We start from the raw sequence: 13,036 nt of genomic DNA on the forward strand, positions 1-13,036 counted from the left end.
CAATGAGGGATCTCCTGATTGAGGCACTGTGCCTGCATTTGGAGATCCTTCACGTTTCTGTACTTGACGGAACTCCCAGTCATGCAGGCTTGTCGAAGCCATTGGATTTATTTAAAGAAAAAAAAAGCCATGCAAAGCATGGCTTTTCTAAACATGAATACATGTTATTTTGTTGGAACTGGAATTGCTGGATCAATTGTCCATACCAATTGCGCGCCAACAAGATTCGCACCAGCTTTTCCACCAGCATTAACATTATAGTAAGATGTTGTGCCGATAAAATCTGTACGATTAATTTTTGGATCACTACCAGTAAATAAATGAGTATAACCTATGTCTACCCCAATAGTTGGACGTGCTTGATAATGAGCACCAACAGAAAGAGCCCAACGATCAGTATCTGGTAAACGTATGTCTCTATCAACATCGTTAGTAGGCGTCGCATCATATCCACCACCAACACGCAACATTAAATTTGGATTAACATGGTAATTCGCACCTACTGTTGCACGCCAGGTATCTGAATAATTTTGTGCTGAAATACTGTTCAATTTTGTTTGTCTAACAGGATTAACAGCAGTATTTGGAACAGCAACATTATTTAGTTCGATTGTACGAAGAGTACTCCAGTTGGTATATACAACAGAAGCCAATAATGCAATCGTTTCATTAACATCCTGGTAACCACTTATAGTAACAATATCAGGTAAATCGATGATGTTACTGTTCAAGTCATTCGATCTGAACATGGAGTTAACATTTGCCGCAAAAGGATTGGCAAGTGTCAATCTAGGATCAGCAAGTTTTCCACCAAGGATACTGAAACCATGGAAATGATGTCTTATTTTGGACTGATAGTTCAAACCAAGACGTGTATGGTTGTCATTAAACATTGCCATCACACCCGCATGGAATCCAACACCAAATGATTGACCTTTGTTATAACTTTGAGAGTCAAGTATATATGGTGTAAGTCCTGGGACAGGTAAATTTTGATATGCTGTAGGTGTACCAAGCATGCGATTAAATTTAACTCGTGCGTATTGCAAATCAATACCACCACCTATTGAGAAATTCTCTGTCAATCGGCCACCAATTTCAGGTGAAATATTGGTAGTAATCAATTCTGTAAAAGTTGCTTCATAACGAACTGGGGATAAAGGATCCCAACTGGTAGCTAAGCCAAAAGGAGACACAAGACTTAAACCAAACGTTGCATTATCGCCCAAAGGACGAGCGTAATGGAAAGAAGGAACAAAGCCGTTCTCTGCACCGTTTAAATTATTAAATGTTTGAACGTAATCATCCAATCCATTTGTATGGAATGTTGAAGTACCATTCAATTTTGCGATTGGAAAGACTCCAACCCCACCAAATACTGCTTGTTGATTACGAATTAATACTAAACCAGCAGGGTTATACCATCCAATAGATGCGTCTGCGGCTTCGGCAGCAATACCGGCACCATAGTTACCTATCGCAGCTGCGCTGCTTTCAGTATACAGAGAAAATCCACCGGCATGGACGGTGCTTGTCGCCAGAACTCCAAGTATTGAAGCACTTACTAGCGTTCTTAGGGGTTTGTGCATGTTTTTCACTCCACACTCGTTAATTTGAAATGCTTCCAAAATTTAAATCAAATTCGATAATAAAGGAATTTACTCATAATTCAAACGTTTCAGTTAAAATTTTTATCTTTAAATTCAATAAGTAATAAAAATAAACCCACAGTGAGCGCAATATACTCATGATGATCAATTACTTCCAATCAAGTATCAGGCAAATTTATATAAATACTTGTGTAACTCCTTTACTCCATGCTAATGTGTTTTATTTTTGTGCGGAATACAATCATGCAACACATCGTCACTAAATTTGGTGGAACAAGTGTTTCATCACGAACCACTTGGAATAATATTGCAGCAATTACCAAAAAACACTTAAAGACTGGTGTACAACCGGTTATTGTCTGTTCCGCACTCACCCAGATATCAAACAAACTGGAAAAAGCAATTGAAGCCGCTTTACTGGACGGACATCACAGCCTACTTATCGATATTCAGAACAGTCACTTTAAACTTGCCGAAGAGTTGGAAGTGAGTCCTGATCTGATTGCCGATGAATTACATCAATTAGAACAATGGTTAACCGGAATTGCTTTACTCAAACAGGTTCCTGCCAAAACGCATGCTCAGATTTTAAGTCTTGGCGAACTGATGATGACGCGTCTCGGACATGTCTTTTTGCAAAATCAGGGAATTAATAACAAATGGTACGATGCAAGGGAACTTCTGATCAGCACCCCGGTTCATGGTGGCGAATCCGTAAATTATCTGTCCGCTCGCTGCGACAGTGAATACGACCCTGATTTGATAGAAAAATTCCTGAGTAGTGGAGCCGAGGCAATAATTACCCAAGGTTTTTTTGCTTCCAATTCTCAAGGTGAAACAGTGTTATTAGGTCGAGGGGGATCGGATACGTCTGCAGCACTTCTTGCTGGAAAATTGCATGCTTCATCCTGCGAAATATGGACAGATGTTCCTGGTATCTATACAGCTAATCCCCATCAATTACCCCATGCCCGATTGCTGAAACAGTTGAATTATGACGAGGCTCAGGAAATTGCCTCTATGGGAGCAAAGGTACTTCATCCCAATTGCATACCCCCAGTGCGACGAGCCAATATACCCATGGTTGTTAAATTCACTCAACTACCAGAACATTCTGGTACTTTAATAACAAAAGATATTGATGAATCAGCTCCGTTAATAAAATCGATTCAGGTTAAACACAGTATTCTGTTAATTTCTATTGATACACTTAACATGTGGCAACAGGTAGGATTCTTGGCGGACGTCTTTGCAACCTTTAAAAATCATGGTTTTTCAGTTGATTTATTGTCTTCTTCGGAATTTAACGTCACTTTATCTCTTGATACCAATGCTAAATTGTATGATAGGCCTGCTATTAATGCCCTACTGTCTGATTTAAATGAGTTTGGCCGAGCTAAATTGATTGAACCCTGCAGTGCAGTAAGTCTTGTAGGTCATCATATACGAACTGTGTTACCTCATCTGGGCCCAGCGCTGGAAGTGTTCGACGCAAAACAAGTCTATTTAATGTCATTGGCTTCGAATGATTTAAACCTGACTTTTGTGGTAGATGAATCGCAAGCAGATAAACTCTGCCAAAAATTGCATCATTTATTGATCGAAAGCAATCCACAGATATTCTATTACTCCAAAAGCTGGCATGAGGAATTTGGCAAACCCAATGTACGACCTACTCCATGGTGGGAATCGGAGCGCGACCGGTTGTTATCAGCAAGTTCGCTCTATTCCCCATGCTACGTTTATCATAGCCCTACCCAAGCTAATCGTGCGAAACTGTTACTGGAGTTGCAGTCAATCGATAAATTATTTTATGCCATTAAAGCGAATCCCTACCCCTCTATATTGAGAACGCTTGAACAAGAAGGGATCGGTTTTGAATGTGTTTCCATTCAAGAGCTTGAATTAGTACTTAATTTATTTCCCGATATAAACAAAGAGAGAATATTATTTACACCCAATTTTGCTCCCAAGGTTGAATATGAGTTTGCTCTTTCAGTTGGTTGCTATGTCACTATTGACAGTTTATATCCTTTGGAAAATTGGCCCGAGTTATTTAAAAATCGGGAAGTAATCGTTCGAATCGATCCAGGTACTGGAGCAGGTCACCACAAACATGTCTCAACTGGAGGCAATGAATCAAAATTTGGTATAACCCAAAATGATGTGGGACAAATCATTTCCTTGACTAAAAAACATAATATAAAAGTCATAGGCCTTCACGCCCATTCCGGAAGTGGAATTCTCACTCCTGATTTGTGGCAACAAACCGCTTTGATGCTGGCATCACTGGCCGATCAATTTCCTCAGGTTCGATCCATCAATTTAGGTGGTGGTTTGGGTATTGTTGAAAAACCGGGACAACATCCCATTGATTTTGCGTCACTTGATGCCTCTTTACTTGCTGTTAAATCGCGCTATCCCCAGCTACAAATCTGGTTAGAGCCAGGACGTTTCTTTGTCGCAGAAAGCGGTGTCATTCTTGCAAAAGTAACCCAATGCAAAGAAAAAGGAAAAGTTAAATTTATTGGCATAGAAACAGGTATGAACTCATTGATAAGACCTTCTTTGTATGGCGCCTATCATGAAATCGTTAATTTAACCCGTCTCTATGAAGAAAAAGCCGGTTTTTCACATATCGTAGGCCCCATTTGCGAATCTGGTGATACTCTGGGTTATGACCGTCTATTACCAGTTACCAAAGAAGGTGATGTGTTATTGATTGCCAATACTGGTGCATACGGTCACTGTATGAGTTCTCATTATAATTTAAGGCCACCTGCTCAGGAAATTGTATTGGAATAGAAGCATGACGCTTATTGATAGCGACCAAAGGAGCAGGGCCACGGATCCTCGCTCCTCTTTTATAGTACAGGCTCCTGCTGGGTCTGGTAAAACAGAAATACTGACCCAGCGCTATCTGAGATTATTAAGCACTGTCAGTTCACCAGAACAAATTGTTGCGTTAACATTTACCCGTAAAGCAGCTACTGAAATGCGTGAACGAATAATCCTGGCGCTGCAGCAAGCGGCATTAAACAAAAAGGCTACAAGTCCACACCAACAGCTCACTTTAAGTTACGCACAGGAAGCTCTAAGTCGTAGCGTCCAGTTTAATTGGGAGTTATTGGAACAACCCAATCGCTTAAAAATTATTACCATAGACTCTTTGTGCCAAAGTATTAACCAAGCCATCCCTCTATTGGAACAACAAATTGCTTACGCTCAGATAACAGATACTCCGGAACGCTATTATCTTAAAGCTGCGCGTAACTGCATACAATTTGCCATAGAAACTCCTGAATATCAGCATGCGATCAAAACCTTACTTATTCATGTAGATAACAGGCAAGAGCGACTGATTGATTTATTTAAATCACTATTAGGACAAAGAGACCAATGGCTTACCCCATTGTTCCAAGCCCGGGCTCAAGATAAAGCCACTTTTGAAGATGCTTTACGATTCATTGAACAACATGAATTATCTCGCTTTAGAGAAAGTCTGCCATTCATCCTGGCAGACAAGTTAACTCTCCTTGCACGCACAGTGGCTGCTACTGAAAATAATCCTGATTCACCGCGTTATATTCTAAGAGACTGGTATGATTTCACACAATCCAATCAGGATACTTGCGCTGCTTTATGTAAACTGATACTTGATAGCACCCTTTCGATTCGCAACAGCTTTGATCATAATGTTGGTTTTTTGAAGCCCCATTATAGTGCCGAGGAATACAAGAGACTAAAAGCAGAAAGCGTTGAGCTGCTTGCTGAGTTAAAAGAGTACCCGGATTTCCTGGATGCGCTGTTACAAGTCAGTACGTTACCAAAACCAGAGTATGACCCAGAACAGTGGGAGGTTCTTCAGGCTTTGTTTGTCTTGTTACCTTTGCTGGCCAGTTATCTACAGGTTATGTTTAGTGAACAAAATGAAGTGGATTTTACAACCATTTCACATCAAGCGTTAGTTGCCTTAGGCGAACTTGATAATCCAACAGATTTGGCTTTATATCTGGATAATGCAATTCATCATTTACTGATTGACGAGTTCCAGGATACCTCCATATCACAATTTGAGCTGATTACCAGATTAGTCCAGGGCTGGTTGCCGGATGATGGCAAAACCTTGTTTCTAGTAGGTGATCCCATGCAATCCATTTATCGGTTTCGTCAGGCTGAGGTCGGATTATTTTTCCGTGCAAAAGAACAAGGCATTGGATCTGTACCACTAGAGCCTTTGGAACTAAGCTGTAATTTCCGCTCCAGCGCGCCTATAGTCAACTGGGTTAATGTTCATTTTTCCAAAATTTTTCCTCAGCACATTGATATCGAATCCGGAGCGGTTTCCTTTCATCCTTCAGTACATGTCATAGAAAATGAGGTACCAAGTGCAATTCATGCCATGCAATGCAACAATCGAGGACACGAAGCTACCCTGCTGATTCAGGTAATTCAAGATGAATTAAAAGCACATCCGGATCAGAGTGTCGCCATTTTAGTACGTTCACGATCGCAATTAACTGATATTATGAATCTGCTTCGTCACCACAGAATACCCTATCAGGGAACAGATATAGATTTGTTAGCCAAACTGGTTCATTTACGTGACGTTTGGTCTTTAACTCAATCCTTATTAAATCCAGGAGATAGACTGGCATGGCTGTCAATGCTTCACAGCCCCTATTGTGGTTTATCTCTGAATGATCTTCATTTAATCGCGCAATTTAATACTAAGAAATCAATCTATAGCGCATTATTACAATTAGATAAAATACATGGTTTAAGTGAAGAAGGTACAACTCGCGCTCAATATTTTGCTCAGGTTATGCACCAATCACTCGCTCAACGATATCAGTACAAACTTTCGGAATGGGTGGCAAAAACATTAACCCAACTTTTTGTTGATAAAATTCTGAATCAAAATCAATTAAATGACCTGGAACAATTCTGGATTTTAATAGATCGGTATGAACAAAAAGGCCGGTTACCTGATATGAATGAGTTTTTTTTGGAGTTCAATAAACTCTATTCGCAGCAAACCACACCCTCACGATTACAGATAATGACCATCCATAAATCCAAAGGGTTGGAATTTGATACTGTTATTTTACCGGGCTTGGGTACCCAACTTAAACGAGCAGATCAACCCATGTTGCGATGGCTTAAACTGCCAACCCAAAATAAGAATGATCTCTTACTGGTCTCGCCCATCAAGGCGGCTCATCAGGAACAATGCCCCTTATACGACTATTTAAACCAGCTGGATGAAGAAAAGAATCATTATGAGGCACAAAGAGTACTTTACGTTGCGGTGACCCGAGCAAAATCCAGATTGTATTTATTCGATAGCTCATCAAGAGTATCAAAATCTTCATTTCGTGGTCTGCTTAAAAATCAGGAGTTTAATCTATGTCAGGAAGAAGAGCGCACCGAACAATCCGAATATCCTGTACCGGAATTAAGCAAGCTTTCTTTAAACTGTTATCAGGGATCCAATCCTGTATTCAGTAATCCAATGAATCCGCCACCTAATGAATTAGTAACGGGTATACCCAGACTGATAGGAATCACGGCTCACCAATTATTGCAATGGATTTGTGACCATCACCCTCAAAACGCAGATCAGGTCCCCTGGAATCTGGCACAGCTTGAATTAAAAAAATTGGGATTTGATGAAGAGGCGCAGTTATCAGCATTATCAATAATTAGAACCCAGATTACTCAATTGTTTCAGGATAAAACTGGTTTGTGGATCATCGCAAAACATGAAAACGAACAGAATGAATATGAATTAATAGTAGAAGATCAAAACCGTCTGGTGACTCGAATTATAGACCGAATATTTATTGATCAATCCAAGCTGTGGATTATTGACTTCAAAACCGGTAAAGAGGAAGAGTCTACATTGACTCAACATCAAAAGCAGCTCAATGAATATGGTTATTATTTATCAAGCCAATACTCTCTTCCTATCCATTGCGGACTTTATTATCTATCCAATAATCATTGGATCCATTGGCAATATGAAGTCGAGGAAATTTCTCAATAATACCCCGATATATGTCATTCCGAATAAAATGCCTCCAACCAGCATTACATTCTGAATGACAAAATTCCCTGATTTACTGACCTGTTAAAACTGGAGTTGATCATTCCTTGATTTGGCAGCAACACTAGTGATTCAGTAGCTCCTGCGTTATCATCCTGTTTTTGAATTAAACAGGGTTAATCATATGACAGTTGAAAATACGGTAATAAACCTGCTGGATAATCTAAAAGACCCGTTACTCGGTCTTAATGGCAAAGAAATGAATTTACAGTACAACCTGGAGACTACTTCAGATTCAATCATGATCACTGTCAAAACAGGTTTTCCCTGTAAACTTCTGGAAGATACATTTAAAGATCTCGCTTTGTCAGCTCTGAATACTCAATTTCCTCATCACCAAATAACATTACAAATAACTCAGTTCATCCGAGCTCATAAAACACAGATGCCCGGAAAAGGCTTACGCGGAGTAAAGAATACTATTGCCATAGCTTCAGGTAAAGGTGGCGTAGGCAAATCAACCGTTACGGTGAATCTTGCCACCGCCCTTGCTCGCTCAGGTGCCAGAGTGGGTATTTTGGATGCTGATATATATGGACCAAGCATGCCACTGATGCTGGGGCCGACCAAGCCAGTTCAAATCAGTGGGGAACGTTATCTACCCATTCAGGCACATGGAGTACAAGCGATGTCCATTGGTTATATCACGGATATGGATCAGACACTGATTTGGCGAGGCCCCATGCTTGCCAAATCGTTGATCCAGATGTTAGATATCACTCTTTGGGATGAATTGGATTATTTATTTATTGATTTACCGCCGGGAACTGGCGACATTCAATTAACTTTGGTGCAAAAAATCCCTTTAACTGCGGCTATAGTAGTAACAACACCGCAAAATGTAGCGACCCTGGACGCACAAAAAGCACTAACTATGTTTGCTAAAACAGGGATTGACGTGTTGGGTGTTATTGAAAATATGGCAACCCACATGTGCAGCCAGTGTGGTCATCAGGAAGCAATATTTGGTGAGGGAGGAGCAAAAAACATATGTGAAGCCAACCACAGCATGTTTTTGGGTCAACTTCCTCTGGACAGTCACATCCGAAAGCAATGCGATGAAGGAGTACCAACTGCTACTCAACCACGAAGTGAATTAACAGATGCCTTTATAAAAACTGCTTTAATCAGCGCCATTGAACTGTCTAAAAAACCAATAAATTATGCGGACAAATTTCCAAATATTGTTGTTGAATAGTAGTTGTTAAGGAGTATTTCATTGAGTTAGGGAAAATTAATGAATACTCCTGCTGCAACGATGTATTATTCTCTTTAGATAGGTATAATACTCAAAAACATCAAGTGACACAGCCATGCTCAGATTTTTAATAATAACAATCAATATCTTATATTCCGGTTTCACTTTAGCTCAATCAAGTTATCAGATCGATCTCATCCTGTTTACTCATCCACAAAATGCATCCAAAAATAACGAGCTTGATTTAAACTCACCTTTAATACCAGTGAATCAAAAAGCAATCACCCTAAAAAGAAGTACGGGTAAAACCATTAACTCATACAGTTTATTGCCACCCTCTCAATCCGGATTAAAGAATGAATATTATTTGCTCAGCCATAAGTCCAGATATCAGGTATTAGGTCACTACTCATGGAGACAACCGGCAAATAATCAAAGCACTGTTGCATTGCCCGAGTTAAATCATAACGGCTGGATAGTACAGGGAACGTTAAGGGTAAGACAAAGCAATTATTATTTATTAGATACTGATTTACATCTAGCGCCGTCCAATAATCCCCAATCGTCCTTTACCATTGCTCAAAAACAACGATTAAAAGGAAGTGAAGTTTATTATCTGGATCATCCTCAGGTTGGAATGCTGATCAAAATTCATAAATTAACTTAAGCTAAGTTAAATGTGATCTGATCAGGTGAGAAATCTGTTCTCCAATTGCCTGAAGGCATTTGATTTTTGGAGTTCCGTTCCTCCAAAATAAAGCCAATGTTCGAGATGGTGCTGGTGATTCAAAAGGAATGTACTTCAATCGCCGTGAAGGATCTACAGTTACAGCCAGTGCTGGTAACAAAGTCACGCCAATTCCTGACTGCACCATTAATCGAAGGGTCTCAAGACTTGTAGCCGTAAAATCTGCTACTTCATGAGTCTTGGCCATTTGGCAAACTGCCATAGCCTGATCACGCAGACAATGGCCTTCTTCAAGTAACATAATGGGTTGATTGACTAATTGATCAACTGATAGTGAACTGGACTGAGCCAATACATTAGACTCATCACAGACGAAATAAAACGCTTCTTCAAATAAAGTGTAACTGGTAAAATTCCCGACAATTGGTTGCGCCATTAGTGCAACATCGATTTCACCATGCTCTAATTTATCAATTAAACGCCGTGTCTGATCTTCTATCAACCAGACTTTTAAATCAGGAAAATGAACTTTGATAGCCGGCATAACCAGAGGTAAAAGATAAGGTGCGACTGTAGGTATCACCCCCAGGCGTAAATTACCGGCAAAGGGATCATGCGAATGGCGAGCGACATCTTTCATCTCATCAATCAACATAAGTATCTTTTTTACCCTGGACAACAATACATCGCCCTGATCCGTTAACAACACCTGCTTATTGGTGCGCTCAAACAATGTTACACCAAGAGTTTCCTCCAATTTTTTAATTTGCATACTTAAAGTAGGTTGACTGACGAAGCACTTTTTTGCTGCATCACCAAAATGCTTCACTTCTGCTAAAACAACAAAATAATGCAAATCTCTTAAATTCATAGAGCACCGAATTGATAAATAATATCTATTATTATAGTACAAATGGCTGGTTATTATCTATTGATAACAGAGCCGTAGCGCCGTAGCCTGTATTAGACGAAGTCGTAATACAAGATCAACACCTTCAACAATTTCCTGCTCTGATATTGGTACAGAAACCACCCTGTATTACGACTTCGTCTAATACAGGCTACGTTTAATGACTACCAATTCAAATAATTATAGTGCGACGTTTACTCCCCAATGAAATCATTAATTGATCACTTGTTATCTTGATTTTTATAAAAATACAGAGCTAATCTGGACAAAGTTTAAAAAAAATTTACAGTATCCAGCTTATCCTATATATTCGCTTTTTTTATCAATACAACTGGTTACTTTTGACTATTTCGACTCAACATCAAGCTCCTAGAACCATCATTTGGTTAGTAGGAGTATTTTTTTTACTGTTTCAATTCTTTCTGCAATTATCCTCTGGAATAATTGTAGGTGCGATTATGCATGAACAAAATCTTTCCGCACTTACAGCAGGTTTATTGAGTAGTGCGTTTTATTATGTTTATACCACTTTTCAGATCCCGGTTGGATTACTGTTTGACCGCTATAACACCAGAACGTTGTTAACCTTAAATGCAGCATTATGCGCTCTAGGATGTTTTATTTTTGCAGCAGGACACACACTTCCCTATTTATTTTTAGGACGTTTGATTATTGGAGCTGGTTCTTCCTTTGCCTTCGTTGGTCTCTCACATTTATTACGTCAACACTATCCCCTAAGGCAGTATGCTTTCATGATCGGTCTATCTGAAACCCTGGGCTTTACTGTAACGGTCTTTGGAATGATAGGAATGGGGGCTTTTATAAGCAGTTTTGGCTGGAGATACTTTATCACCGGGGCTGGTATTTTAGGTCTTCTAATTACCGGGTTATGTTACAAATTCATTCCCAGCCATAAACCTGGAGCGCAGATAAATCATCATTATCAAAAACAGTTTTTTCTTATTTTAAAGAATAAATTGGCCTGGATTAACGGTATTTTCGTATGCCTTGAATTTTCTGTAATCACTGTGTTTGGGGCATTATGGGCAGTACCCTTCTTACAATTAAAACTGGATTGCAGCATCAAGACCGCCAGCATACTCACATCGATGATACTTTTAGGAGCGGGCTTAAGTTGCCCTGTTTTTGGTCAGCTATCCGTATATTTTGTTAAACGCAAGCCACTCATCCATGCGTCTTGTTTATCCACAGCAACGTTGCTTCTCCTGACGCTGTTCCTGCCAACTCACAACATCGCATTAATAGGAGTCCTGCTGTTTACTATAGGTCTCTGTTGTGGAGCGTACATGCTTGCCTATTCGATTGCAAATGAGTTAGCACCAGCAGAATCGCTGTCAACCTGTACTGGATTTACGAATACTCTGGCCATGCTCTCCGCCCCACTGTTACAACCACTTATAGGGTATTTAATGGACGCGTTCAGCAACAAGCCAGGTATCTATACTCTCGGCGACTACCAACAGGCCTTGTTGATCATTCCTGCTGCATTAATCCTGGCAAGCGTACTGGCCCAGTATCTGCCAGAAAAACCTATGCCGTAGATGATACTGCAGTAACTGCTGCTTCCTTAACCTGAGTAAAAGATTGTTCATTAATAAAACAAAATCCTTTAGGATTATCTTTAGAAAAACCAGCTACCGATAAAGAGGGCTTCAATACAGTATTTTCTTCAGTATTTAATGTATTTAATACTCTTAAACTGATTTTAGGAAACCCTAAACTCAGCAAACATTGATTCGGATCGATTGATTTAATGGAAATAAATTGTGACATTTTAACCTTATTACCTGCTGGGTCACGCCATCCAGCAACTGCAGCACCGGTAGCATCCGCTTCCTTGAGATTGGCTGAATAAAATCCATTATCATCACTCAATCTACAAAAGGTAGTGCTGATGTCATGAGAAGAAGTTTGATCCTTACTAAACCATACCTTGCCAAACCAGGCATTATTACCCGTAACAAACTGCTCTTTAGTTTCAGTTCCGGTTTGTATATGCCCGTTTAATCGACTGGTTTGTAATGCCTGTAACTCGACACCAGGGCGTAAAATTAATGTTTCTTTGGCTTCATTAGCCTGTTTTAACATATCTACTTTAAAATTAAACCCTTTATCTTCTTCAGCCTTCACGCCAAATATCCAACTGTCATTAATTGGATTATAGCGAATAAAGGAACGTCCGACCTGCCAGTTCAATTGGGTTGAATTTTCAATTTTCTCATTGCCTTCATAAAAAAGTACTAATTTATTTGTCTGGCCGTCAATTAATGCTGTTTTTGTATGAAAATCAGTACCTTGTCTTTGAATCTGAAAAAAATAACCATAGCGATCGCCGCTTTCATTGGTCACCATACCTGAAAAAGTCCAACTGCCTACCAGAGGTTCTACTGGTTGCAGAATTTCACTTACGTCTTCTGCTTCAGTATCAGCGGCAATCACTGTATTGCTGATCAACATAATAAAGGAAAATAAAACAATCCAAATTCGTACTGGTATCATA

At 39.6% G+C, this 13,036-nt stretch carries 8 protein-coding genes; 5 read left to right on the forward strand and 3 right to left on the reverse strand.

Going from position 1 to position 13,036, the window contains the following annotated elements:
- Positions 1-164: 164 nt before the first annotated feature.
- Complete coding sequence (locus Lqua_RS07265) at positions 165-1,598, reverse strand: OmpP1/FadL family transporter (protein WP_058473603.1); 1,434 nt, start codon at positions 1,596-1,598, stop codon at positions 165-167.
- Positions 1,599-1,853: 255 nt separating this feature from the next.
- Here Lqua_RS07265 and Lqua_RS07270 point away from each other — a divergent pair, with 255 nt between their 5' ends.
- The 4 genes from Lqua_RS07270 (at position 1,854) to Lqua_RS07285 (ending at position 9,584) form a co-directional block, all read left to right on the forward strand.
- Positions 1,854-4,415, forward strand: coding sequence for a bifunctional aspartate kinase/diaminopimelate decarboxylase (locus Lqua_RS07270; protein ID WP_058473604.1), 2,562 nt, complete (start codon positions 1,854-1,856; stop codon positions 4,413-4,415).
- A gap of 4 nt (positions 4,416-4,419) precedes the next feature.
- Positions 4,420-7,659 carry a UvrD-helicase domain-containing protein gene (locus Lqua_RS07275; protein WP_058473605.1) on the forward strand — a complete coding sequence of 1,080 codons (3,240 nt, stop codon included), beginning with the start codon at positions 4,420-4,422 and terminating at the stop codon, positions 7,657-7,659.
- Positions 7,660-7,843: 184 nt separating this feature from the next.
- Positions 7,844-8,917, forward strand: a complete 1,074-nt coding sequence (apbC, locus tag Lqua_RS07280; protein WP_058473606.1) for an iron-sulfur cluster carrier protein ApbC — start codon at positions 7,844-7,846, stop codon at positions 8,915-8,917.
- Between the two features lie 115 nt (positions 8,918-9,032).
- Positions 9,033-9,584 (forward strand): CsiV family protein, encoded by a 552-nt coding sequence (locus tag Lqua_RS07285; protein ID WP_058473607.1) that lies wholly within the window; start codon positions 9,033-9,035, stop codon positions 9,582-9,584.
- A 1-nt stretch (position 9,585) separates the two neighbouring features.
- Here Lqua_RS07285 and Lqua_RS07290 read toward each other — a convergent pair whose 3' ends face one another.
- Complete coding sequence (locus Lqua_RS07290) at positions 9,586-10,476, reverse strand: LysR substrate-binding domain-containing protein (RefSeq protein WP_058473608.1); 891 nt, start codon at positions 10,474-10,476, stop codon at positions 9,586-9,588.
- Positions 10,477-10,856: 380 nt separating this feature from the next.
- Between Lqua_RS07290 and Lqua_RS07295 the strand changes: the two genes are divergently transcribed.
- Complete coding sequence (locus Lqua_RS07295; protein ID WP_083501280.1) at positions 10,857-12,077, forward strand: MFS transporter; 1,221 nt, start codon at positions 10,857-10,859, stop codon at positions 12,075-12,077.
- Here the strand turns inward: Lqua_RS07295 and Lqua_RS07300 are convergent.
- Positions 12,067-13,035, reverse strand: a complete 969-nt coding sequence (locus Lqua_RS07300; protein ID WP_058473609.1) for a hypothetical protein — start codon at positions 13,033-13,035, stop codon at positions 12,067-12,069. The two genes, Lqua_RS07295 and Lqua_RS07300, sit on opposite strands and share 11 nt — an antisense overlap.
- Position 13,036 lies beyond the last annotated feature (1 nt).

The sequence above is a fragment of the Legionella quateirensis genome (assembly GCF_001467955.1).
Classification (GTDB): domain Bacteria; phylum Pseudomonadota; class Gammaproteobacteria; order Legionellales; family Legionellaceae; genus Legionella; species Legionella quateirensis.